This is a genomic window from Nonomuraea sp. NPDC050536, assembly GCF_044457685.1.
In the GTDB taxonomy this organism is placed as follows: Bacteria; Actinomycetota; Actinomycetes; order Streptosporangiales; family Streptosporangiaceae; genus Nonomuraea.
This window is the reverse complement of the sequence record NZ_JBITHD010000001.1, coordinates 745,304-768,948: the sequence shown is the minus strand read 5'-3', so window position 1 is coordinate 768,948 and position 23,645 is coordinate 745,304. Positions and strand designations below refer to the sequence as shown.

19 protein-coding genes are annotated in these 23,645 nt (G+C 72.3%); 10 read left to right on the top strand and 9 right to left on the bottom strand.

Going from position 1 to position 23,645, the window contains the following annotated elements; translation table 11 throughout:
• Nucleotides 1–12 precede the first annotated feature (12 nt).
• From cutA to ACIBHX_RS03900, 6 genes are all read right to left on the bottom strand, one after another.
• Nucleotides 13–2,358 (bottom strand): aerobic carbon-monoxide dehydrogenase large subunit, encoded by a 2,346-nt coding sequence (cutA, locus tag ACIBHX_RS03925; protein WP_397063942.1) that lies wholly within the window; start codon nt 2,356–2,358, stop codon nt 13–15.
• Nucleotides 2,355–2,846: a (2Fe-2S)-binding protein gene (locus ACIBHX_RS03920; RefSeq protein ID WP_397063940.1), complete on the bottom strand. Its 492-nt coding sequence runs from the start codon at nt 2,844–2,846 to the stop codon at nt 2,355–2,357. Before ACIBHX_RS03920 ends, cutA begins: the two co-directional genes overlap by 4 nt.
• On the bottom strand, nt 2,843–3,688 hold the full coding sequence (locus ACIBHX_RS03915; protein ID WP_397063938.1) for an FAD binding domain-containing protein: 846 nt from the start codon (nt 3,686–3,688) through the stop codon (nt 2,843–2,845). The genes ACIBHX_RS03920 and ACIBHX_RS03915 overlap by 4 nt, the downstream gene beginning before the upstream one ends.
• Nucleotides 3,685–5,097, bottom strand: a complete 1,413-nt coding sequence (locus ACIBHX_RS03910; RefSeq protein WP_397063937.1) for a uracil-xanthine permease family protein — start codon at nt 5,095–5,097, stop codon at nt 3,685–3,687. Before ACIBHX_RS03910 ends, ACIBHX_RS03915 begins: the two co-directional genes overlap by 4 nt.
• 322 nt (nt 5,098–5,419) lie before the next feature.
• Nucleotides 5,420–5,629, bottom strand: coding sequence for an RNA-binding S4 domain-containing protein (locus ACIBHX_RS03905; protein WP_397063936.1), 210 nt, complete (start codon nt 5,627–5,629; stop codon nt 5,420–5,422).
• Between the two features lie 10 nt (nt 5,630–5,639).
• A complete protein-coding gene (locus ACIBHX_RS03900) occupies nt 5,640–7,241 on the bottom strand; it encodes a PucR family transcriptional regulator (protein ID WP_397063934.1) in 1,602 nt (533 codons plus the stop codon).
• A 131-nt stretch (nt 7,242–7,372) separates the two neighbouring features.
• On the opposite strand from ACIBHX_RS03900, the gene ACIBHX_RS03895 reads away from it, so the two are divergent.
• The 5 genes from ACIBHX_RS03895 (at nt 7,373) to ACIBHX_RS03875 (ending at nt 14,026) form a co-directional block, all read left to right on the top strand.
• On the top strand, nt 7,373–8,218 hold the full coding sequence (locus ACIBHX_RS03895; RefSeq protein WP_397063932.1) for a DUF2877 domain-containing protein: 846 nt from the start codon (nt 7,373–7,375) through the stop codon (nt 8,216–8,218).
• Nucleotides 8,215–9,531: an FdrA family protein gene (locus ACIBHX_RS03890; RefSeq protein WP_397063930.1), complete on the top strand. Its 1,317-nt coding sequence runs from the start codon at nt 8,215–8,217 to the stop codon at nt 9,529–9,531. Before ACIBHX_RS03895 ends, ACIBHX_RS03890 begins: the two co-directional genes overlap by 4 nt.
• A complete protein-coding gene (locus tag ACIBHX_RS03885) occupies nt 9,528–10,919 on the top strand; it encodes a DUF1116 domain-containing protein (protein ID WP_397063928.1) in 1,392 nt (463 codons plus the stop codon). The genes ACIBHX_RS03890 and ACIBHX_RS03885 overlap by 4 nt, the downstream gene beginning before the upstream one ends.
• 97 nt (nt 10,920–11,016) lie before the next feature.
• Nucleotides 11,017–13,176 (top strand): protein kinase, encoded by a 2,160-nt coding sequence (locus ACIBHX_RS03880; RefSeq protein ID WP_397063926.1) that lies wholly within the window; start codon nt 11,017–11,019, stop codon nt 13,174–13,176.
• Nucleotides 13,177–13,207: 31 nt separating this feature from the next.
• Nucleotides 13,208–14,026, top strand: coding sequence for an MOSC domain-containing protein (locus tag ACIBHX_RS03875; RefSeq protein WP_397063924.1), 819 nt, complete (start codon nt 13,208–13,210; stop codon nt 14,024–14,026).
• 12 nt (nt 14,027–14,038) lie between these two features.
• On the opposite strand, the gene ACIBHX_RS03870 is transcribed toward ACIBHX_RS03875, so the two are convergent.
• A complete protein-coding gene (locus tag ACIBHX_RS03870; RefSeq protein ID WP_397063922.1) occupies nt 14,039–14,446 on the bottom strand; it encodes a hypothetical protein in 408 nt (135 codons plus the stop codon).
• Nucleotides 14,447–14,566: 120 nt separating this feature from the next.
• Between ACIBHX_RS03870 and ACIBHX_RS03865 the strand changes: the two genes are divergently transcribed.
• Both ACIBHX_RS03865 and ACIBHX_RS03860 read left to right on the top strand, forming a co-directional pair.
• Nucleotides 14,567–16,054, top strand: a complete 1,488-nt coding sequence (locus tag ACIBHX_RS03865; protein WP_397063920.1) for a metallophosphoesterase family protein — start codon at nt 14,567–14,569, stop codon at nt 16,052–16,054.
• 21 nt (nt 16,055–16,075) lie between these two features.
• Nucleotides 16,076–17,647 carry a bifunctional 3'-5' exonuclease/DNA polymerase gene (locus ACIBHX_RS03860; protein ID WP_397063918.1) on the top strand — a complete coding sequence of 524 codons (1,572 nt, stop codon included), beginning with the start codon at nt 16,076–16,078 and terminating at the stop codon, nt 17,645–17,647.
• Nucleotides 17,648–17,679: 32 nt separating this feature from the next.
• On the opposite strand, the gene ACIBHX_RS03855 is transcribed toward ACIBHX_RS03860, so the two are convergent.
• Nucleotides 17,680–18,948, bottom strand: a complete 1,269-nt coding sequence (locus ACIBHX_RS03855; RefSeq protein ID WP_397063916.1) for an MFS transporter — start codon at nt 18,946–18,948, stop codon at nt 17,680–17,682.
• A gap of 115 nt (nt 18,949–19,063) precedes the next feature.
• Nucleotides 19,064–20,605, bottom strand: coding sequence for an FAD-binding oxidoreductase (locus ACIBHX_RS03850; RefSeq protein ID WP_397063915.1), 1,542 nt, complete (start codon nt 20,603–20,605; stop codon nt 19,064–19,066).
• Between the two features lie 16 nt (nt 20,606–20,621).
• On the opposite strand from ACIBHX_RS03850, the gene ACIBHX_RS03845 reads away from it, so the two are divergent.
• The 3 genes from ACIBHX_RS03845 to ACIBHX_RS03835 all read left to right on the top strand — a co-directional run bounded on the left by ACIBHX_RS03845 (nt 20,622) and on the right by ACIBHX_RS03835 (nt 23,574).
• A complete protein-coding gene (locus ACIBHX_RS03845) occupies nt 20,622–21,134 on the top strand; it encodes a TetR/AcrR family transcriptional regulator (protein ID WP_397063913.1) in 513 nt (170 codons plus the stop codon).
• Complete coding sequence (locus tag ACIBHX_RS03840; protein ID WP_397063911.1) at nt 21,127–22,614, top strand: glycerol-3-phosphate dehydrogenase/oxidase; 1,488 nt, start codon at nt 21,127–21,129, stop codon at nt 22,612–22,614. Before ACIBHX_RS03845 ends, ACIBHX_RS03840 begins: the two co-directional genes overlap by 8 nt.
• A 90-nt stretch (nt 22,615–22,704) precedes the next feature.
• Nucleotides 22,705–23,574, top strand: coding sequence for a sucrase ferredoxin (locus ACIBHX_RS03835; RefSeq protein WP_397063909.1), 870 nt, complete (start codon nt 22,705–22,707; stop codon nt 23,572–23,574).
• The last annotated feature ends 71 nt before the right edge of the window (nt 23,575–23,645 follow it).

The following is a 23,645-nucleotide window of genomic DNA, read 5'->3' as shown; positions in this document are numbered from 1 at the left end:
TCCCAGAAGGAGTCAGCGGCGCTGCCGGGCCCGCAGGTCGAACAGGTCTGACGGGGAGATCGGCATGCGGTCGATCGGGATGCCCTCGGCGTCCTCGATCGCGGAGGCGATCACCGCCGAGACCGGGATGACGCCCGCCTCGCCCGCGCCCTTGATGCCGAGCGGGTTGAGCGGCGACGGCGTCTCCAGGTGCGCGGTCTCCACCTTCGGGATCTCGGTGGCGTACGGCATCAGGAAGTCCATGAACGAGGCGTTGAGCAGTTGCCCGTGCCCGTCGTAGACCATCTTCTCGTACAGGGCGCCGGCGATGCCCTGCGCGACGCCGCCGTGGATCTGGCCCTCGACGATGGCCGGGTTGATCATGCGGCCGCAGTCGTGCACCACGGCGTAGCGCAGCACCCGGATCTCGGCCGTGTCGGGGTCGGTCTCGACGATGGCGGCGTGCATGCCGGAGGCGAACGTGGAGCGGATCGGCGAGTAGTAGTCGCGCCCCTCCAGCCCCGGCTCCTCCCCCTCGGCCACCGGCGGCCGGTCGGGCGAGGCGGTGCCGGAGAACTGGGTGGCCTTGGCCGCCTCGTCGTCGAAGGCGTACCGCAGCGGGTTGGCCAGCACGGCGACCGTGGACAGCGGGATCGAGACCTGCGGCGTGCCCACGACGTGCACGAGCCCGTCGGTGATCTCCAGGTCGGCCGGGTTGGCCTCCAGTGCTTCGGCGGCGATCCTCAGCGCCTTCTCCCGGACCTTACGGCAGGCCAGCGCGATGGCGTTGCCGCTCATCACCGCGGCGCGGGAGGCGAACGTGCCGACGGCGTACCCGAAGCGGCGCGTGTCGCCGGTCACCACCGACACCTGCTCGATCGGGACGCCCAGCTCGGTGGCCGCGATCTGGGCGAAGACGGTCTGATGGCCCTGGCCCTGCGAGGTGAGGCCGGTCGAGACGTGCACGCGGCCGTCGGAGGTGACCTGGACGTGGCCGCCCTCGTAGGGGCCGACGCCGGTGCCCTCGACGTAGCAGCCGATCCCGATCCCCCGGTGGGGCTTCCTGTCGAAGGTGTCCCAGCCGATCAGCTCCTTGATCATGCGGAGCATCTCGGGGTAGTCGCCGCTGTCGTAGATGAGCGGGCGCCCGTCCTGGAAGATCATGCCCTGGTCGTAGGGGAAGTCGCCGGCCTGGATGAGGTTCGCGGCGCGCACCTCGGTGCGGTCCTTGCCGAGGTACTGCGCGATCTTGTCCATCGTGCGTTCCATGCAGAACACGCCCTGCGGCCTGCCCGCGCCCCGGTAGGGCGTCACCTGCACGGTGTTGGTGTAGACGGAGGTGAACTCCACCCGGTAGGAGCCGATCTTGTACGGCCCGAGCAGCTGCGTGGACGTGATGATCGGCACGATGATCCCGTACGGCGTGTAGGCGCCGTGGTCGTGCAGGAACGTCACCTCCAGCCCGAGGACGCGCCCGTCGTCGTCGAAGCCGACCCGCACGTACTGCACCTGGGCGCGCTCGTGGGCGCTGGAGATGAAGTGCTCGCGCCGGTCCTCGGCCCACTTCACCTCGCGGCCCAGCGTCATGGCCGCCCAGGGGACCAGCACCTCCTCCGGCCACGGGTGCACGATCTTCACGCCGAAGCCGCCGCCCACGTCGGGGGCGATGACCTCGACGTGGGTGAGTGGCAGCTCGAGCGCGGCGGCGACGGCCATCCTGACGCTGGTCGAGGTCTGGGTGCTGGAGTAGACGCGCAGGTCGGTGCCGTCCCAGCGGGCGTAGACGCCGCGGCCCTCCAGCGGCATGCTGGCGCTGCGCTCGATGTCGAGCCGGAAGGCCAGCGTGTGCGGCGAGGTCTCGATGCTCTCCCTGGCGCTGCCGACCTCCTGCACCAGGTTGGCGCCCACGTTGCCGGGCACGTCGTCGTGCACCAGCTGGGCGCCCTGGACTGCCTCTTCCAGGCCGACGACCGGCTTGAGCGGCTCGTAGTGCACCTCGATCAGGGCGCAGGCGTCCTCGGCCAGGTAGCGGTCGGCGGCCACGACCATGACCACCGGCTCGCCCACGTGGCGGACGACCTGCCTGGCCAGCGGGTAGGCGGTGCGGCCGTGGGTGAGCGCGGGGTGCGGGATCAGCAGCGGCAGCGGGCGTGCCAGGCGCTCCGGCAGGTCTTCCCACGTGTAGATCGCGATGAGTCCGTCCACGTCCAGAGCCCGGGAGACGTCGATGTCCCGTATCCGGGCGTGCGCGTGCGGGGATCTCACGAATGCCGCGGCGAGGGCGTCGGAGCCCAGGTCATCGACGTAGCGGCCCTGCCCGGTGAGCAACCGCGGGTCCTCCCGCCGCTGGACCGGCTCCCCGAACAGCCGCGTCGTCATCCGGCCTCCTCCGCGATGAGCTCGGCCGCCCGGTGGACCGCCTTGGCGATGTTCTGGTAGCCGGTGCACCTGCAGAGGTTGCCGGAGATGCCCTCCAGGACCTCCTCGTCGGTGGGCGCGGGGTTGTCGCGCAGGAACGCGGTCACCGTGCAGAGGAAGCCGGGAGTGCAGAAGCCGCACTGCAGCCCGTGGCATTCGGCGAAGGCGCGCTGCACGGGCGACATCTCGCCGTCGCGCGCCAGGCCCTCGACCGTGGTGATCGACTGCCCGTCCACCGTCACCGCGAACGTCAGGCACGAGCGCACCGGCTCCCCCTCGAGCAGCACCGTGCAGCAGCCGCACACGCCGTGCTCGCAGCCGACGTGCGTGCCGGTCAGCCCGAGATCGTGGCGCAGGCAGTCGGACAGCAGCCGCCGCGCGGGCACCCGCACCCGGCGGGTCACGCCGTTGACGACCAGCGTGACGTCCCGCTCGCTCGCGCCGCTCATGCCGCCGCCTCCCTGGTCGCGTCCGTGAGGGCGCGCTCGGCCAGCACCCCGGTCAGATGCCGCCGGTATCCGGCGCTCGCGTGGATGTCGGTCTCCGGATCGATCGCCTCCCGTACGGCTGCCGCCGCCGCACCCCAGTCGCCGCGCGTTTGCGTGACGTCGACCACGACCGGCACGGGCCCGACGCCCACGCACCCGACCCGGGCCGCCTCCACCCGCAGGTCCTCATCCAGGCTCACCACCGCGCACACCCCGGCCAGGGCGTAGTCGCCGTGCCGCCGCGCCACCTCGAGGAACGCCGTGCCCGACCGTTCGGGCAGCGCAGGGAAGAACGCCGACACGGCCAGCTCCCTCGGCTCGATCGACGACTCCATCGGCCCGACGAAGAACCGGGACGCGGGCACGTCCGTGAACTCGGGGCCGTCGCCGCCGCGCCGCGCCAGCCGTACGGAACCTCCCAGGACGGCCAGGACGGCGGGCAGCTCGGCGGCCGGGTCGGCGTGCACCAGGCTGCCCACGACCGTGCCGCGGTTGCGGATCACCGGGTGGGCCACCAGCCGCAGCGCCTGCCGCAGCAGCGGCGGTACGCCGGCCCGCTCCACCTGGGCGTGGCGGGCCAGCGCGCCGACCGTCACGCCCTCGGGCCGGGTCTCGATCACGGCCAGCGACTCGATCCTGTTGATGTCCACCAGGTGAGCTGGGGCCGCCAGGCGCATGTTGAGCATCGGGATCAGGCTCTGCCCGCCCGCGAGCACCTTGCCGTGCGAACCCACCTCGGCCAGCACGTCGAGAGCCTCGCCGAGGTCCGCCGGGGCGTGGTGCTCGAAGGGCGGGGGCTTCACCCTGCTTCGCTCCCCACGGGTGTCGCGGGACGCCCGGACAGGGCCCGCAGCAGGTGGTAGCCGCCCACCACCACGATGGTGCCGAACGCGATGCCCTCCAGTCTGAAATCTCCGGCGATCACATGCTTCACCGGTCCGACTGCCAGGATGATGCCCGCTCCGATCGGAACCATGTTCACCGGATCGGCGAAGTCGACCCGGTTCTCGACCCAGATCTTGGCGCCCAGCAGGCCGATCATGCCGTAGAGGATGACGGTGACGCCGCCGAGCACGCCGCCCGGCGTGGCCGCGACCAGCGCGCCGAACTTCGGGCACAGGCCGAACAGGATCGCGATCACGCCCGCGATGTAGTAGGCGGCCGTCGAGTAGACCTTCGTGGCGGCCATGACGCCGATGTTCTCGGCGTAGGTGGTGGTCGGAGAGCCACCCACGGCGCTGGCGACCACGGTGGCGACGCCGTCGGCGGCCACGGCGCGGCCCACGTACGGGTCGACGTCGGTGCCGGTCATCTCGCCGACGGCCTTGACGTGGCCGATGTTCTCGGCGATCAGCGCGATCACCGCGGGCAGCACGAGCAGCACGGCCGAGGCCTTGATGTCGGGCGCGTGGAAGTCGGGGATGCCGATCCAGGGGGCCTTGGCCAGGTTGGCGAAGTTGACCCGGTCGTGCTGGAACGCGGTGGCCACGCAGTAGGTGCCTTCGTTCTGGCAGAGCGCGCCCGCGGCGTCGCGCAGGTTGGCGCCCGGCAGCACGGAGGTGATCGGACCGGCCGTCTTGTCGAGCACCCAGGACAGGACGAAGCCGACGACGAGCCCGATCAGCACGCCGATGCGCCCGATGAACCCCTTGGACATGACGATGACCACGAACGTGACGACCATCGTGATGAGCGCCACCCACTGGTCCTGGGGCCAGTAGACGTCCGCCACCACGAACGCCAGCCCGAACCCGATCAGCATGACCACCGCGCCGGTCACGACCGGCGGGAAGATCTTGTGGATGATCTGCACGCCGAGGAAGTGGATGGCCACCCCGGCCAGCGCGAGCACGAGCCCGGCGATCAGGATCGCCCCTGTCACGATCGCGTCGGTGCCTGGCGTGTCACCGCCGAAGGCCGCCCTGATCGCGAACACGCCGCCCACGAACGAGGCGCTGGTGCCCAGGTAGCTGGGGATCTTGCCCTTCACGATCAGCAGGAACATGATCGTGGCCACGCCGGACATCATCACGGCCACGTTCGGATCGAGCCCCATCACCAGCGGGAACACGAACGTGGCGCCGAACATCGCGATCACGTGCTGTGCCCCGAACCCGATCATCCGCGGCCAGGTCAGCCGCTCGTCAGGTCTGACCACCTCTCCCGGGGCCAGGTGCTTGCCGTCGCCGTGTTTGGTCCAACCCAAAACCATGAGAGCCCCTTTTCGCCCGGGCCGTCGGTTCGGTGGCCACCCCGCTGGCCGTTTGCGGGCACATTAGGCCAGATCGCCGCCGGTTACATCGGCATGATCTGCCAGTTCTTCCCCATGGTAGAGGTGGCTTATCGCCGCGTGCCTCCTTTACCCCAACTCCCCTCCGGCGAGTCTCCCCCCCGCAGGCCAGAACGCCGGGACCCCGGGAAGTGGATCCCGTGCGTCGTAGCGGCGAGCGACCCCGCATCACCGGAGGAGCGTCTCCCTGGACAGGGCCCGGCCGGAGTACGGCGGGTGGCGCAAGGGGCGGCTCGCCGTACAGTCAGTGAACCCTGATAGAGAAGCCGTCGCCCGAGACGAGCGACCCAGAACGCACCTTGCGCGTCTTGCGGAGCTCAACTTCACCGTCCACCAGCACCATGCCCTCGGCGATGAGCTGTTTGGCCATTCCGCCCGTTTCGGTGATGCCGCAGTACTTCAGCAGGTCGCACAGCGGGATGAAGTCGGAGTCGAGGTCGAATTCCAGGTCCACGAGCCCCAGCCTAGATGCCGCGCATGCGCAGTACGTGCAGGGCCAGCGTCAGGTTGAGCCGCAGGTGGGGGTCGTCGGTGAAGTTGCCGAGCAGCCGCTCCAGCTTCCCGATCCGGTAGCGCAGCGTGTTGTAGTGGAAGTGCAGCCGCCGCGCCGTCTCGGCCACGTTGAGGTTCGTCTCCAGCAGCACCTGCAGCGTGCGGCGCAGGTCGGCGTTCTCGGCGTCGTCGTCGGAGGCCAGCGGCCCCAGCGTCTCCCGTACGAACGCGTGCAGTTCCTCGGTGTCGTTGACCAGCGACAGCAGCCGGTAGACGCCGAGCTGGTCGAAGTGGGCGACCGCGCCGCGCCCGTGCAGCTGGCGGCCCACCCTGGCCGCCTTGAGCGCCTGGGCGTAGGCCTCGGGCAGCGAATCGGCGCCGGGGCACGTCCGCGAGGTGCCGGTGGAGAACGTGGCGGGCAGCATGTCGGCGAAGGCCGAGGCGGCGTCCTTGGCCACGCGGGCCGCGTCCACCGCGGCGTCGATCACGGCCACCACCTCGTGCGAGAAGCCGGCGACCGCGCCGCGCGGGTCGTGGCGGCGCATCGCGGCGGTCCACGAGGTGATCAGCCGGTCCTGGGCGGTGCGCTCGTCGCAGTCCGGGTCCAGCTCGGCCACCAGGACCGTGACCGGGCGCTCCAGGTCCCAGCCGAAGGCGCGGGCCCGGGTGGTGATCCGCTCCGCTGTACCGGCCCTGCCGGTGAGGACGTCGCGCAGGAAGTCGGCACGGTACTTGGACTCGACCGCGTTGACCGCCTCCTGCCTGGTCACGACCAGCGCGGCGACCGTGGCGGCGCGCTCCAGGATGCCGATGTCGCTGTCGCGGATGTTGCCCAGCGGGCTGTAGGCGACGATGCGGCCGTGGTGGTGGCCGCCGGCCACGACGGGGACGGCGGCGAAGAACTGGCCGCGGCCCGCCGTGCCGGGCGTCGGCGGGCCCTCGTGGGAGATCGACTCGCGCAGCGCGGCCAGGTGGTCGGACGGCCCGGCGGAGGCCAGCATCCGGCCGGCGCCGTCGACGGCCGCCACGGCCACGTCCAGTAACGCGGCCACCTCCGCGGTCACCTCGTTCAGCCCGCCGCCGGCCAGCACGACCTGCACCAGCGCGCGGTGCGCCTCCTCGGCCCGCAGCAGGTCGGCGGCCTGGCGGTTGAGGATGTCGGTGAGCACCTGGTTGAGGATGTCGTCGAAGCCGACATCGTTGGGCAGCAGGATGAGCGGGAAGCCGAGCCTGTCGGCCTGCTCCGCCATCTCCTCCGGCAGTTCGTCGACGTAGCGGCCGAGCTTGATGGCCAGCGCCGCGAGCCCTCTGTCGTCCAGGTCGGCGACCAGCCGGCCCAGCGACTGCGGGGTGTTGCGCAGTGGGTAGCCGGTGGTGAGCAGCAGCTCGTGCGGCTTCACCCAAGCCAGGATGTCGGGCACCTCCATGACGTTGAGGCGCTGCACGATGCGGCCCAGCCCGCTCTCCCCCGCGATCAGACGGGCCTCCGCCAAGGTCGACACCCCCAGCACCTCTCCTACGGACACGCCGTGGATGATCGTTCCTGTGCTGGCAAGACGGACAGGGGGCTCCATAGTGGTGATTGTGACCCTAGAAGCGGTCTGTCAGGAAGAGCCAACCTTCCCGCTGGCTGTTGGCAAATTTCTCCGTACGAGGGGTTGAACGGGCGTTCTACGGTCAGGTCCAGGATCGGAAGGGAGCTCCTGTGACCGTCGGTACGCGCACCAGGCACGTGACGGGCGCCGCAAGCACAGCCGTACGCCCCGTGCTCGAGGCTCCGCGCCGCCCCGCGCGCGTGCTCGCGGCCTTCCCTGCCGGGGTGTACCTCGAGGTCAGGACCGATCTGGAGCCGTCGGTGATCGCCGTCATCACCGGGGCGGCCACCCGCCTGCCCAACTCGGTGCTGCTGGCGGCGGAGCTGCCGCACGTCACGGTCGGTGACGAGGCGTCGGTGGGCGACGGCTCGGTCGAGCTGGGCCACCTGAGCCTGCGCGCGCGCCGCTGGTGGGATCCCGCGCCGCCGCTCGGCCCCGTCGATCTCGTACGGCTGGCCGAGGCGCTGCCCCGGGTGGTACCGCACGGCGCCGGGCTGGCGGGGAACGCCGCGGTGGCGCTGCTCGCCGAGAGCTGCGCGTCGGGGTGGCTGCTCGGCGCGGTGACGGCGGCCGAGCAGCTGGTGGGTCTCGGCCCCGGCCTGACGCCCAGCGGCGACGACGTCCTGGCAGGGCTGCTGGTGACGCTGCGGCACCTGGGCGGGGCCGCGGGCGCGGAGCGGGCGGTGTGGCTGGCGGGCTGGCTCGCGGCCACCGTCACCTTCGACGCCCGGACGCGGACGACGCCCATCTCGGCGACGTTGCTGCACTGCGCGGCGCGCGGCGAGGCCAGCCCCGAGGTGATCGACGTCCTGCGCTGTGTCGCCGGCGGCCACCCTCTCGAGCCGGCGCTGCTGCGCCTGCACGCCCTGGGGCACACCTCGGGGGCGGACCTCACCCAGGGCATCGCCATCGGCCTGTCGGCCATCGTCGGCATGGGCGCGGGGGGCGGCACGTGACGCGCGATCTGGTGCTGGTGCGGCGCGGGGTCTATCACGACTCCGTGGCGTTGATGCGGGTGAGCCGGGCGCTGTCCGAGCTGCCGGGCGTCCAGGTGGCCACGGTGGCGATGGCGACCGAGCTGAACCAGGGCGTGGCGCGCGACCTGGGGTTCGACCTTCCCGCCGCGGAGCCGGGCGACCTGCTGGTGGCCATCCGCGGGCAGGACGTGGACGCCGCGGCGGACGAGCTCGACCGCCAGCTGGGGGCGTTGTCGAGCCCGTCCGTCCAGGCGGCCGAGCAGCCGCCGCTGACCACCCGTGCGGCCGTCCGCGCCGGCGGCGGGAACCTGGTGCTGGTGTCCGTGCCGGGAGAGCACGCCTTCTGCGAGGCCATGGACGCGGTCGAGGCGGGCCTGGACGTGATGGTGTTCAGCGACGGCGTGCCCGTGGAGCAGGAGGTGCTGCTCAAGCGGCGGGCCGACGAGCAGGGCGTGCTGGTCATGGGTCCCGACTGCGGCACCGCGATCATCGCGGGGGCCGGGCTCGGCTTCGCCAACGTCGTCAGGCCGGGTCCCGTGGGCGTGGTGGCCGCCTCGGGCACGGGCGCCCAGCAGATCACCTCGCTGCTCGACCTGGCGGGCGTGGGCACCAGCCACGTGCTCGGCGTGGGCGGCAGGGACCTCACCCCGGAGGTGGGCGGCCGCTCCACGGCCAGGGCGCTGCGCCTGCTCGACGAGGACCCGGCCACCAGGCTCATCGTGCTGGTCTCCAAGGCTGCGGGAGCCGTACCTGAGATTCCCAAGAAGCAGGTGGTGAGCGCGATCATCGGCGAGATCGATCTGACCGCCGCGGCGGAGGCGGCGCTGCGCGCGCTGGGCAGGTCCGTGCCCGACTGGCCCGCCTGGCCCGGATGGTCGGGCAAGCCGGTGACGGGCACGATCCGCGGCATCTACTCCGGCGGCACGCTGTGCGCCGAGGCCGCGGCGATCGCCGGGCGCGGCGAGTTCGTGGACTACGGCGACGACGCCTACACCCGCGGCCGCGCGCACCCGATGATCGACCCGATGCTGCGCGTGGAGGCGATGACCAAGGTGGACAGGGGCGACGTGGTGCTGATGGACGTGGTGCTCGGCCACGGCGCCGACCCCGACCCGGCCTCGTGGCTGGTGCACGCCATCCACCGCTGCCCGGCCACGGTGGTGGTCGCCCTGGTCGGCACCGAGGGCGACCCGCAGGACCTGCACCGGCAGGCGGCCGCGCTGCGCGAGGCGGGCGCGTCCGTCTTCACCTCCAACGCCCAGGCGGCCAGATACGCGGGGAGCCTGCTGTGAGCCTGCTCTCCGGCCCGCCCAGGGTGATCACCGCCGGCGCCGGCCTGCTCGAGGAGTCGCTGCGGGCGCAGGCCGTGCCCACCACGCCGGTGGCCTGGCATCCGCCGCTGTCCGGCACCCAGGACGCGCTGGCCACGCTGATGGCCGATCCGCGCCGCGAGGCCGCCAACGAGCTCGCCGTGGACAAGCTGACCTCCGCGCGTCCCTTCCTGGTGGGAGTACGGCGGGCCGCCGAGATCCTGCCCGAGGGGATGTTCCTGCACGCGGGACCGCCGATCACCTGGGATCGCGCGTCCGGCCCGCTGCGCGGCGCGCTGATCGGGGCGATGCTGCTCGAGGGGCTGGCCGCGGACGAGCGGGACGCCGAGGCCAGGCTCGCAGCGGGCGAGGTGCGGTGGGAGCCGTGCCACGAGCACGCCGCGGTGGGGCCGATGGCGGGTGTGCTGAGCCCGTCGATGTGGGTGTTCGAGGTGCGCGACGCCGAGCACGGCGGCACCGCCTACTGCTCGCTCAACGAGGGCCTGGGCAAGGTGCTGCGCTACGGCGCCTACGGTCCCGAGGTGCTGGACAGGCTGCGGTGGATGGACCGCGTGCTGGGCCCGGCGCTGGCCGCGGCGCTGGAGGCCGGCGGGCCGCTCGACCTGCGGGCGATGATCGCCCAGGCGCTGCAGATGGGCGACGAGCTGCACAACCGCAACCGGGCCGCCACCTCGCTGCTGCTGCGCGAGCTCGCCCCGGCGCTGGCCGAGACCTGTGGCGAGGCCGCGGAGGTGCTGCGGTTCATCGGCGGCAACGACCATTTCTTCCTCAACATCGGCATGGCCGCCGCCAAGGCCGCCACGGACGCCGCCCGCGGCATCCCCGGTTCGACCATGGTCGTGGCCATGGCGCGCAACGGCACCGACTTCGGCGTGCAGGTCTCCGGGCTGGGCGGGCGCTGGTTCACCGGCCCGGCCGGCGTGCCCGACGGGCTGTACCTCGGCGCCTACGGCCCCGACGACGCCAACCCGGACATCGGCGACTCCACGATCACCGAGACGTCCGGGCTGGGCGGGTTCGCGATGGCCGCCTCGCCGGCGATCGTCCGCTTCGTCGGCGGCGACGTGTCCGACGCGGTGGCCGCCACCCGGTCCATGTACGAGATCACGCTCGCCGAACATCCCGCCTACCAGATCCCCGGGCTCGGCTTCCGCGGCACGCCCGCCGGGATCGACGTCACCCTGGTCGCCAGGACGGGCCTGCTGCCCGTGGTGAACACCGGCATCGCCGGGCGCGTGGCCGGCACGGGTCAGGTCGGCGCGGGTCTCGTCAGGCCGCCCGTCGAGGCGTTCACCAGCGCTTTGGCCGCCCTGGCAGCCGACGTCACCGCAGGTCAGCCGAGCAGTTAACTTCCGTTTCTGAACAACCTGCCTATATCGTGGCGAATCTCATAATCTGGAAGCGTGGCGCGAATGTGACATTTGAGGCGGAAGATAGGGGCGGGACATGGCAGCCGACCGCTTGCTCAGCGGGCACGGAGACGCTCCACCTCCGCCTCCGCCGTCGCAGAGCCAGGGCCGACTGATCGGCAGGCGCTACCGGCTCATGTCGCCTGTCGGCAGGGGCGGCATGGGCATGGTCTGGCACGCCCACGACGTGCTGCTCGACCGCGACGTGGCGGTCAAGGAGCTCATCCTCCCCTTCGGGCTCGACCACGCGGGCAAGCAGGTCGCCCACCGGCGGATGCTGCGCGAGGCCCGCTCGGCGGCCAGGCTCACGCATCCCGGCATCGTCACCGTGCACGACGTGGTCGAGGAGGACGGCCGCCCCTGGATCGTCATGGAGCTGGTCCGCGCCTGGTCGCTGGAGCAGGCCGTACGGCAGAGCGGCCCGCTGCCCGTGATCCAGGCCGCCGAGATCGGGATCCGGGTCCTCGACGCGGTGCGGCACGCGCACGCTGCCGGGATCCTGCACCGCGACATCAAGCCCGGCAACGTGCTGCTCACCTCCGACCGGGTGGTGCTGACCGACTTCGGCATCGCCGCGATCGAGGGCGACGTGACCATCACCCAGACCGGGCTGCTGATGGGGTCGCCGGCCTACATCCCGCCGGAGCGGCTGTCGGGGCAGCCCATCACGCCCGCGGCCGACCTGTGGTCGTTCGGCGCCACGCTGTACGCCTCGGTCGAGGGTCGCCCGCCGTACGAGGGGCCCGACGCGATCGCGGTGCTGGGGGCCGTGCTGACCCAGCCGCCGATCCGGGCGCAGCGGGCCGGGGCGCTGCTGCCGGTGATCGACGGGCTGCTGCGCAAGGACCCCGCCGAGCGGTTCACCGCGGAGCAGGTGAGCGAGCAGCTCGAGCAGGTCCTGCGGGCGCACGGATCGAACCCGCCGCGCACGCTGCCCACCCAGGGCGATTCGACGCCCGCCGGGTTGCTGCCGCCGCTCGACCCGCCCTCGGGGCCGATGCCCTCCCGCATCGTGGAGACGCCTTCCGGGCCCGTCCGCGTGCCGTACGATCCGCTGACCAGCCCGTCGGGCGGATACGCGATGCCGTTCGACAGCCCTTCGGGGGCGCATCGCACGGACCAGCTGCCGCAGCGGCCCTTCGACGCCTTCGCCAGCCACTCGGGGCCCCTTCCCGCGCACTCCGGCCCCGCGGAGGCTCCGCACGACGTCCTCGACACCCCGCACAGGACTCCCGACGTCCTCGACACCCCGCACAGGACTCCCGACGTCCTCGACTCCCCGCGCCGGGCACCTGAGCCCGCGCCTGCGCCCGCTCCCGTGCCCGACGCCTTTGGCGGGCCGTCAGGGCCGTATCCCACGCTCGGCGGCGCGCACCAGCAGCCGTCCTTCGGCAGCCCGTCGGGTCCGCAGCCGATCCTGCCGCTGACCACCGACGCCAAGGCCGCGCCATGGCCGCTGGCCTCGGCCGACGACCTGCGCGAGCACTCCAGGGACCTGTCGCGCGCCCTGCGTCCCGGGCATTCGGGCGGCCACGCGCTGCCGGAACGGCCGCTGAAGGGCCGGCGGCGCCCCGCGGACGACGGCGGCGGCTGGATCCGCGACGGCCGTCCCACCGTCCGCCTGATCGTGACCGCGGTGGCCGCCGCCGGTGCCGCCGTGGCGGCGTTCGCGTTCCTCACCTCGGGCGGCACGCAGACCCCGGCGACCTCCGCGACCCCGCTGACCGCCCAGCAGAGCGCCGATCCCGGCCAGACGGCCGCCCCGCCCGGCGGGTTCAAGGAGTTCACCCCGCCCGGCTTCACCGCGGCCGTGCCCGACGGCTGGAAGCTGACCTCCTCCAGCACGGAGGCCACCTTCACCGGTCCCAAGGACTCGGGCATGAAGATCAAGGTCGTCCACGCCACGCCCCAGGCGGACGGCGGCCTGTCGGAGCTGGGCCACGAGGAGGCGGCCGGCGGCGTCGACGGCTACATCCAGGTGCAGCTGCAGGCGGTCAAGTACCGCGACTGGAAGGCCGCCGACTGGGAGTACACCTACACGCTGCCCAACGGCGTCCCCATGCACGCCCTGACCCGCTACGTCACGACCGACGATGCCACGGCCTTCAAAGTCACCTTCGACCTGCCGGAACTCAAGTGGGACGACCAGGCCGACACCCGCAGGACCTTCCTGTCCACCTTCCGCCCCACCCGCTAGCACCCGTGGCGTTTGAGATACGGTCGGCGGCATGAGGCTGGCGAGCATCCACTACTACCCCGTGAAGTCGACCCGAGGTCACGACGTCCAGCACGCGCAGGTGGAGCCCTGGGGCCTGGCCGGCGACCGGCGCTACCTCATCGTGGACGCCAAGGGCGAGATGCTGACCGCCCGCGAAGAGCCCCGCCTGCTGGCCTGCCACCCGCGCCTGGACCCCGACGGCGGCCTGACGCTCACAGGCCCGCACGCCGCCCCGCTTCGCGTCACGCCCACCGACCACATGGCGCCCGTCGAGGTGTGGCGTACCGAGATGAAGCTCACCGACTGCGGCGACGACGCGGCCGCCTGGCTGTCGGCGCTGGTCGACGCCCCCGTCCGGCTGCTGTGGCTGGACGACCCGACCCGCCGCCCCGTCGACCCGGAGTACGGCGAGCCGGACGACCGCGTCAGCCTCGCCGACGGGTATCCGCTGCTGCTCGCGTCCACGTCGTCCCTGGCGCAGCTCAACGACTGGATCGCCGAGACGGCCGTGGAACGCGGCGAGGAGCTGCCCGAGCCGCTGCCGATGCGCCGCTTCCGTCCCAACGTCGTCGTGGACGGCGCCGAGCCCTGGGCCGAAGACGACTGGCGGCGCCTGCGCATCGGCGAGATCACCTTCCGCGTCACCAAGGGGTGCGCGCGCTGCGTGCTCACCACGGTCGACCCCGAGACCTACCAGAAGGGCAAGGAGCCGATCCGGACCCTGGCCCGCCACCGCCGCTGGGACGGCAAGACCTGGTTCGCCATCAACCTCATCCCCGACACCCCCGGCCTCCTCACCGTCGGCGACCCCGTCGTCGTCCTCTCCTGAGCCCCGGGGGTGTCAGGAGCTTTCCTGGGCGAGCTTCTCCGCGGCGGCGGCCGCCTCGGCGGCCTCGGCGTCGCGGTGGAGGGCGCTGAGGACGTCGGCCAGGCAGGCGAGCGCGACCACCAGCGGCGCACCGCCCTGAGGGCGGCTGAGCGCGACCGCCTCCTCCGCGCGGGTCAGCGCGTCCTCGGGACGGCGGGCCCTCAGGAGCGCCCTGGCCGTGGTGCGTAACGCCCGGGCCAGCAGCGGCTCGTAGGCGGCGGGATTCGCCTGCGCCAGGTCACGGCAGAGCGAGACCGCCTCCTCGCACGCCTTCACCGCCCCTCGCCTGGACCGCGTCCGGGCGTGCGCCAGCAGGCCCTCCACCGCCTCGGCTCCTGTGGTGCCCCGCCGTACCGCGTCGTCAAAACCGTTCCTGGCCATAGAAAGCCCCCGGCCTAGGCAACCGCTTGTTCGGGGCTTGAGGTTACCGCACAGATACTCCGAGTAACAGAACCATTTGACCCGCTGCCCGGCGTGCATGATCGCGGTAAAGATAGGGACATGGTGGAAGTCGCGGCAGAGCGTGGCAGGCAGGCCTCGTCACGGGTCTCGGAGGAGGGCGCCGGCTGGCGGTGCCGGCGCATCGGGACGTTCAAGGACCTCAGGCCGAACAAGGGCAGCTTCTCCTGGTTCAACCCGCGGACACTGTGGCACTCGCGCAACCAGGTGGTGGCGGGACTGCTCGGCGACCCTTCCGGGCAGGTGCGGCGGCGCTGGATGGCCTCACAGCAGGCGCGCGGCGCCGACCCGGAGTTCCGCATCAGGCCGGAGGTGGGTGAGAGCTTCTCGTTCCTGCTGCTCGGCGACACCGGTGAGGGCGACGCCTCGCAGTACGCGGTGGTGCCGGGGCTGCTCAAGCTGGGCGAGGAGACCGACTTCGCGGTGATCGCCAGCGACGTGCTCTATCCGGCTGGATCGGGCAACGAGTACTGCGACAAGTTCTTCCGCCCCTACAAGGACTACGACGCGCCCATCTACGCCGTGCCGGGCAACCACGACTGGTACGACGGGCTCGGCGGCTTCATGCGGGTCTTCTGCGACGCCCACCCGCTCAAGCCCGCGCCGGATCCCGGGTTGCGCGGCCTGCTGTGGCGCAGGCCGGAGACCATCGACGAGGGCGGGCTGGCCGAGGCCAGGAAGTTGCGCGACAGGCCGTCGCAGCGGGCGGTCCAGCCGGGCCCCTACTGGGCGATCGAGACGCCGAGCCTGCTCATCGTCGGCGTCGACACGGGCATCGACGGCTCCATCGACCGCGACCAGGCCGAGTGGCTGCGCCGTACCTCGCGAGACCCGAGGCCGAAGCTGCTGGTCACAGGCAAGCCCATCTACACCCGCAACGCGCACAAGCCCTCACAGCTGGAGGGTGGCGGCACCATCGACGACATCATCCGCGATCCGGCCAACCGCTACGTGGCGGCCATCGGCGGCGATGTCCACCACTACCAGCGCTATCCGGTCAAGGTGGGCGACCGGGTCATCCAGTACCTCGTGTCCGGCGGAGGGGGCGCGTTCATGCACGCCACCCACACCACTCCCCGGGTGGACGTGGCCGGGGTGCACGAGGACGAGTTCAGGAGCTATCCGCTGCGCGGCGACTCCCTGTCGTTCTACAGCCAGCTGTACGCGCAGCGGCTGCACATGAAGTGGCTCTACCTCACCCCCGCCGAAGCGTCCGCGATCATGGCCGAGCAGATCGGGAACACCCCGGTCAGGGCTCCGCAGCCGGTGGAGATCACCTGGCGCATGCGGCTGGCCGCCCGCCTGCTCGGCGGCGTCTGGAACTCGCGCTTCCGCCTGCCCGTCGAAACCGTCTTCCACCGGTACCTGTCGGAGCTGTCCGACTGGGACACCCCGCCGTTCTTCAAACAGTTCCTCCACCTCGCCGTCACCCCCGACCGGCTCACGATCCGCTGCTTCGCCGCCACCGGCTGCCTGCCGCAGGAGGTCGACCCGCCGCTCGAGGACGAGGTGGTCATCGCTTTGTCGTAGCCGCCTGGCACTCTTGGGAGCGTGTACGTGGTGCTGGCGGGCGACACGCTCCTCCCTGCCGGAGGAGCGCCCCGGCCTGCCCGCGACCTGCCCGAGCTGGAGCGGCAGCGCCCGCGCTGGGTGTGGGCCGACGCCCGCACGGCCTACCCGCCGCTGCTGCGCGCGGGCCTGCGCCTGTCCCGCTGCCACGACCTGGCCCTCACCGAGGGCCTCCTGCTCGGCCACGAGGGCAGGTACGGCGAGCCGCACTCCGCCCGAGCCGCCTACGCCCGACTCCACGGGCTGGAGGTGCCCGCCAATGAGGAGGAGCACACGGCCAGGCAGGACACGCTGTTCGAGCCCGAGCGGCCGGAGCTGACCGCCGGGCAGCTGGCCGAGGTGCTGCACGACCAGCTGCGGCGCATCGAGGCGCTGCCCGACCCCGGCCGCTTCCGCCTGCTGGTGGCCGCCGAGTCGGCGGGCGCGCTCATCGCCGCCGAGCTGGGCCACGACGGCATGCCGTGGCGCCGCGACGTGCACGACGCGCTGCTGACCGAGCTGCTCGGCCCCCGCCCCCGCCACGGCATGCGCCCGGCCAAGCTGCAGGCGCTGGCCGATGAGATCTCGGCGGCCTTCGGCGGGCAGGCGATCAACCCCGACTCGGTGCAGCAACTGGTCAAGGCGTTCAAGGGCGCGGGGGTGGCGCTCAAGACGACCCGGTCGTGGGAGCTGAAGCAGATCGAGCATCCCGCGATCGCGCCGCTGCTGGCCTACAAGGAGCTGGCCCGCCTCTACAGCTTCCACGGCTGGGCCTGGGCCGACCAGTGGGTGCGCGAGGGCCGCTTCCGCGCCGAATACGTGGTGGCCGGCGTGGTGTCGGGCCGCTGGGCCACCAGCGGCGGCGGGGCGCTGCAGATCCCGAAGGTGATGCGCAAGGTCGTGGTGGCCGACGACGGCTGGATCCTGGTCGTGGCCGACGCCGCCCAGCTGGAGCCGCGGGTGCTCGCGGCCATGGCCGGCGACACCGGGCTGGCCAGGGCCGCGGGGGAGATCGACCTGTATTCGGCGCTGGCCCAGTCCTTCGGCGGCGAGCGCGACAACGCCAAGATCGCGATGCTGTCCGCGATGTACGGCGGGACCAGCGGCGACGCGCCCAAGCTGCTCGCGGTGATGCGGCAGCGCTTCCCCAAGGCCTACCAGTTCGTGGAGGACGCCGCCCGGAGCGGCGAGGAGGGGCGGCTGGTGCGCTCCTGGCTCGGCCGCACCTGCCCGCCGCCCTCGGAGCACTGGAAGTCGTTGGTGTCCGGACCGGAGGGCGCCCGGGCCGCCAGAGACCGCGGCCGCTTCACCCGCAACTTCGTCGTCCAGGCCACCGCCGCGGAGTGGGCCCTCGCCCTCATGGCGGTGCTGCGCGGCCTGCTACCGGAGCCGGCCAGGCTGGTCTTCTTCCAGCACGACGAGGTCATGGTCCACTGCCCCAGCGCCCAGGCGGACGCGGTCATCGAAGCCGTCACCACCGCCGCCGCCCAAGCCACCGCCCTCCTCTTCGCCAACACCCCAGTCCGCTTCCCCATGCAAGCCACCCCCGTAACCACCTACGCCGACGCCAAGTAGCCCCTCAGAAACCACGGGAGATCGGCGGCGGATCAGGCGGGTTGGCGGCGCCAGGTTATGAGGAGCCAGAGGCCTGCGGCGGCGACCATGATGCCGACCACCAGGCCGAGGAAGCCGTAGGAGAGGCCGCCGACGATGGCGCCGGCGACGATGGTGCCCGTGGCGCCGCAGACGTTCATGAGGAGGTCGGAAAGGCCCTGCACCGCGGGGCGGCGTTCGATCGGCACCGACTCGGTGACCAGGGCGGATCCGGCCACGAGACCGCACGACCAGCCGAGGCCGAGGATCACGAGGGCCATGGTGACCTGCCAGACGTGGTGGCCCGCCGTACCCGCGAGGACGGCGGCGCTGAGCAGCAGCGCCATCCCCAGGATCAGCACGGGTATCTTGCCCGCCTTGTCCGCCAGCCAGCCCACCACGGGCGACAGAACGTACATGCCGGCGATGTGCAGGCTGATCACCAGGCCGATGATGTCCAGGGTCGAGCCGTCGTGGTGGAGTTTGACCGGGGTCATCGACATGACCGACACCATGGCCGTGTGGCTCACCGCGATCATGACGAGCGCGCGGCGGGCCATCGGCGTGACCCGCAGCGTCCGCCAGGCGTCGCGGACGGCGCGCTCATGCTTGGCGGTGGTGGCGTGCGTGCCGTCCAGGCGGCGGGCCAGCTTGAGCGGGTCGGGGCGCAGACCGGCCACGACGACGATCAGCGCCAGCGCGAAGGCCAGCGCCGCGAAGGCGAAGGGGCCCGCTTTCTCCACCAGGCCCACGTTCATGCCGATCTGGTCGGCGGGCTTGGCCAGGTTCGGGCCGGCCACGGAGCCGAACGTCGCGGCCCAGACGACCAGCGACAGGTGGCGCCCGGCGTGACCCTGCGGCGACAGGTCGGTGGCCGAGTAGCGCGCCGCCAGGTTGCCCGCGCTGCCGCCGCCCACCAGCACCAGCCCGCCCAGCAGCAGCGGCCAGTTGCCGATCGTGATGGCGGCGACCGAGATCGCGCAGCCGACCAGCGCGGCCACGTACGCCAGGGCCAGCCCGGCCCGGCGCCCTCCCCTGCCGGCGGCCTTGGCGATCGGCAGCGCCAGCAACGCCGCCCCCAGCACGGTCGCGGTCCCGGCGAACCCGCTGATCACCGTGGAGCCCGACAGCTCGTCGACCACGACGGAACTCAGCGCCAGCCCCACCGCGACCCCGACCCCGCCCACGATCTGCGCGGAGGACAGGACCGCCAGCGTGCGGCGCTGGATCCCACGGATCCGATCGGGTGAAGTGCTCTCGCGTTTGGTGGGGGCGCTGGTCACCCGTGAAGTCTCCCATACCCCCCAAATCGGGACGACCTTATACTTCCATGATCTTGTACGGCAAAGCCCCGGCACGCATCTGCGCGCGGACTACCGCGGCGTCCTGGGTGAGGGGTCAGGGGATCAGGGCGCCGGGGTTCATGATGCCGGTCGGGTCGAGGCGGTGCTTCACCGCGCGTAGGACTTCCGCGCCCAGGGGGCCGAGTTCGGTGGCGTGGGCGTCGCGGTGGTCGCGGCCGATGCCGTGGTGGTGGGAGATCGTGCCGCCTGCCTGGATGATGGCGGTGTTGACCGCCTCCTTGGCGTTCTCCCAGGTCTGGAGGCCGTGGGAGGTGACGACGGTGAAGTAGAGGGATGCGCCCGTTTCGTAGACGTGCGAGATGTGGCACATGACGAGCGGGTTCCCGAGCAAGTCCGCGAGCGTGCTGCGGACCGCGTCGTACAGGCCGGGCAGGGTGGACCAGAAGCCGGCCGTTTCGAGCGTCTCGACGGTGGCGCCGACCGACAGCAGCGAGTCGCGCAGGTAGGGGGCCGAGAAGCGGCCGTGCTCCCAGGACTTTCCTGGCTCCTCGCCGAGGGGCGTGCCGCCGTGACCGGTGAGGACGCCGGCGGCCTGACGGCGACGGTCGTCGACCGACGTGCCCTCGTAGCCGGCGATCACCAGGCAGCCGTTGTCGGAAGCGCCGCCGATCGCGTCGGGGCGGGCCAGGCCGATCATGGTCTCCGTCTCGTCCGACAGGCGCAGCACGGTGGGCAGCGGCCCGTCCTGGGCCAGCGCCCGCAACGCGGCGGACCCCGCGGCGAAGGACGGGAAGTGCCACCCCTCGTAGACACGCTCCGCAGGCGCCTTGCGCACCCGCAGGCGCAGTGAGGTGATGACGCCGAAGGCGCCCTCCGAGCCCAGGACGAGCTGGCGCAGGTCGGGCCCGGCGGCGGACTTGGGGGCGCGGCCGAGCGTCAGCGTGCCGCTCGGCGTGGCCAGGGTGAGCCCGGCGACCATGTCGTCGAAGCGCCCGTACCCGGCCGAGGCCTGGCCGCTGGAGCGGGCCGCGGCGAAGCCGCCGAGCGTGGCGTACTCGAACGACTGCGGGAAGTGGCCGAGCGTGAGCCCGTGGGCGGCCAGCAGGCGCTCGGCCTCAGGACCGGTCACGCCGGGTTCGAACGTGGCCAGCCGCGACTCGGCGTCCACCTCGACGAGCCGGGACATCCTGCGAAGGTCCAGCGCGATCACCGCCGCGTATCCCGCTCTATCCGCGGAAAGCCCGCCGACGACGGAGGTGCCCCCGCCGAAGGGGACGACGGCGACGCGTGCCGAGGCACACGCCGAGAGCAGCGCGACCACCTCGTCATGCGTCCCCGGCAGCACCACGGCATCCGGCGCAGCCGACCCGTCCCCGGACCGGATGCGCATCAGGTCCGGCGTGGACTTGCCGCGCGTGTGCCGCACCCGGCTCTCGTGGTCGGTCAGCACGTGCGCAGAACCGACGATCTCGGCCAGCGAGGCGGGCACCGGCGCAGCCGGCGGCAGCCGTACCTCCTCGAGGGAGACCGGCGGCCCGGCCGGCGGGCGCACGCCGAGCAGGTCGTGCAGCAGCGCCCGGACCTGATCCGGCAGCTCGCGGGCGCGCTCGGGGTCGCCCCATCCCAACCACAGCATGTCTACACTGTGACACATGCCGTCGAATCGTCACAATGAGGATGTCCTGGACGCGGCGCGGGACTGTGTCCTGGCCTACGGCGTGCGGCGCACGACGCTGACCGACGTGGCGCGCAGGGCCGGCGTCTCGCGGATGACGATCTACCGGCGCTGGCCCGACGTGCGCACCCTGGTCGGCGACCTGATGACCCGCGAGTGGGTGCGCGTGATCGAGGGACTGGACGTCGCGTCCGACCCGGTCAAGGCCGTGGTGGAGGGCGTCAGGGCGCTGCGCGAGCACCCGCTCTGGCGCAAGATCGTGGAGGCGGATCCCGAGCTGCTGCTGCCGTACCTGATCCAGCGCAGGGGCGCCAGCCACGAGGCGATCCTCGCGGTGCTCGAACGCGCGACAGGCGACGCGCGCAAGGCCAGGGCGGTGCTGCTGGTGGCGCAGTCGTTCCTGCTGTCGGCGCCGACCATGCTCGACCCGGTGACGCTCGGCGACCTCGACGACGAGCTCACGGCACTGCTGGAGGGATACCTTGGATAGCTCGCTGAACGCCGACCGCCGCGCCCGCGACCTGCGGGAGGTGGCGGAGGAACAGGTCGACGTGCTGGTCGTCGGCCTGGGCGCGACCGGCGCGGGCGCCGCGCTCGACGCGGCCTCGCGAGGGCTGAGCGTGGCCGCGATCGACGCGCACGACCTGGCGTTCGGCACCTCCAGGTGGAGCTCGAAGATGATCCACGGCGGGCTGCGCTACCTGGCCAAGGGCCAGGTGGGCGTGGCCTACGAGAGCGCGGTCGAGCGCGACGCGCTGCTGCGCGTCACCGCGCCGCACCTGGTCAGGGCGCATCCGTACCTGCTGCCGCTGACCCCGGAGGTCTCGCGGGCACAGGCGTCCCTGGTGATGACCGGTTACCGCCTCGGCGACGCGCTGCGGGCCGCCGCCCGCACCCCGCGCCGCCTGCTGCCGGGCCCGTCCCGGCTGAGCGCCGCCCGCACCCGCGCCGCCGCCCCCGTCGTGCGCGAGTACGGCTTGCGCGGCGGGCTGCTGTCGTGGGACGGCCGCCTCCTGGACGACGCCCGCCTGGTGGTGGCCATCGCCAGGACGGCCGCCGCGCACGGCGCCAGGATCCTGACCCGGTGCCGCGCACTGAGCCTGTCGGGGCACGGCGCCCGGGTGCGCGACGAGCTGACCGGCCAGGAGCTCGACATCCGGGCCAGGGTGGTGATCAACGCGGCCGGGGTGTGGGCGGGCCAGCTGGACCCGTCGGTCGAGCTGCGTCCCTCGCGCGGCACCCACCTGGTGCTGCGCTCCCTGCCGGGGCTCCGCACCGGGCTGCACGTGCCGATCCCTGGCTCGCTCAACCGTTTCGCCCTGGTCCTCCCCCAGGCCGACGGGCGCGTGTACGTGGGCCTGACGGACGAGCCTGTCGACGGTCCGATCCCCGACGTCCCCGAAGCTCCAGAGGAGGACATCAGGACGCTCCTGGACCTCCTCAACTCGGTCCTGGGCGCTCCGGTGCCACGCCAGGCCGTGGCGGGCGCCTACGCGGGCCTCAGGCCGCTGCTGGCGGCCGAAGGGAGCACGGCGGACATCTCCCGCGAACATGCCGTCCTGTGCCGCGACGGGCTCATCACGGTCGTCGGGGGCAAGCTCACGACATACCGCCGCATGGCCGAGGACGCGGTGGACCGGGCGGTCTCGTTCGCGAACCTCCCCGCGGGCCCGAGTCGCACCTCCACCCTCCCGCTGGCCGGCGCGGGCCCGGTACGGCCGGGCGTGCCGGCCCGGCTGGCCGAGCGCTACGGCGGCGAGGCGCACCTGGCGCTCCGGCTCGTCAGGGAGCACCCCGAGGAGGTGGGGCTCGGCTTGACAGAGGGCGACCTGCTCTGGTCGGTGCGGCACGAGGGCGCGCTAGACGAGTCGGACCTGCTCGACCGCCGCACCAGGATCGGCCTCGTCCCGGAGGACCGCCTGGCGGCGCTCGCGGCGGCGCGCCGGGCGTGCCGGCCACCTTCCCGTTAGGTTAGTCTTACCTAATTCTCGGACGGGGAGACGGGCGGGGGAGACTTGGCCAGGGGCTGCGCGCATCCGGACGGCTGCCACTCGGGCGCGGTGCCCACGTTCGCCAGCGCGACCGTGGGCGCACGGCTCTGGCTGCTCATCGAGCACACCGGCACGTGGCCCTCGCACCTGGAGAATCTGACACTCCCCGAGGAGATCTCCGAGCTCGTACGGCGGGCCCTCGACCGCGGCGTCCGCCCCCAGCTGATCCGCCGCCCCGGAAGGCGCACCCGCTCGCGGGACCAAGGGATCCGTGTGCTAGTGGCCTACGGCAGCGGGCCCGATCCCTGGCTGGCCAGCGGCGTCATCGCAGGTCCTGACGATCTTGATCTGGACGCGCTGGTGGCCGGAGTGGTCCCGGAGTCCTGCATACTTGAAGACGAGCCGGTATTTCTGGTCTGCACGCACGCCAAGCGCAATGCGTGCTGCGCCCGCATTGGACTACCCCTCGCTCGTGAGCTGGCGGAAATTCTGCCGGACAGAGTGTGGGAAACGTCACACGTTGGCGGCGATCGCTACGCCGCCAACCTCGTGTGCTTGCCACACGGAATTTTCTACGGCAGCATGTCTCAGGCTGCTGCGATCGCAGCGGTAAACGCGTACCGGTCGGGCGAGGTCACCCTCGACCGTCTCCGGGGACGCGCAGGCATCCCTGAGCCATTGCAGGCCGTAGAGCATTTTGCCCGAGCCCATACGGGAGAGTGCTCGCTCGGCGCGGTGGCCGTGGAATCCTCCAGGTCGGACGGTGACGTCACCGAAGCCATTGTGCGCGTCGGCGACGTCCGGTTCCAGGTTGTGGTTGAGCCATCGGCGCTCCAAGCGCCGTGTGGTACGGCTTGCGCCGAGACGATCACCACCTACCGGCTGGTTTCGCTGGACAGGCTCGCGCCTGTGCGGTACGCCACGCCGGCTCTTACCTGATCACGGGAACATCACGGCTAACCCCTGCGTTGGAACAGTGACGCCGAAAGCGTCCAATGCGGCTCTATCAG

Coding starts and splice junctions, on each gene's coding strand:
- cutA (WP_397063942.1), bottom strand. CDS start 2,358: ATGACGACGCGGCTGTTCGGGGAGCCGGTCCAGCGGCGGGAGGACCCG.
- ACIBHX_RS03920 (WP_397063940.1), bottom strand. CDS start 2,846: ATGAGCGGCGCGAGCGAGCGGGACGTCACGCTGGTCGTCAACGGCGTG.
- ACIBHX_RS03910 (WP_397063937.1), bottom strand. CDS start 5,097: ATGGTTTTGGGTTGGACCAAACACGGCGACGGCAAGCACCTGGCCCCG.
- ACIBHX_RS03900 (WP_397063934.1), bottom strand. CDS start 7,241: ATGGAGCCCCCTGTCCGTCTTGCCAGCACAGGAACGATCATCCACGGC.
- ACIBHX_RS03880 (WP_397063926.1), top strand. CDS start 11,017: ATGGCAGCCGACCGCTTGCTCAGCGGGCACGGAGACGCTCCACCTCCG.
- ACIBHX_RS03875 (WP_397063924.1), top strand. CDS start 13,208: ATGAGGCTGGCGAGCATCCACTACTACCCCGTGAAGTCGACCCGAGGT.
- ACIBHX_RS03870 (WP_397063922.1), bottom strand. CDS start 14,446: ATGGCCAGGAACGGTTTTGACGACGCGGTACGGCGGGGCACCACAGGA.
- ACIBHX_RS03865 (WP_397063920.1), top strand. CDS start 14,567: ATGGTGGAAGTCGCGGCAGAGCGTGGCAGGCAGGCCTCGTCACGGGTC.
- ACIBHX_RS03850 (WP_397063915.1), bottom strand. CDS start 20,605: ATGCTGTGGTTGGGATGGGGCGACCCCGAGCGCGCCCGCGAGCTGCCG.
- ACIBHX_RS03845 (WP_397063913.1), top strand. CDS start 20,622: ATGCCGTCGAATCGTCACAATGAGGATGTCCTGGACGCGGCGCGGGAC.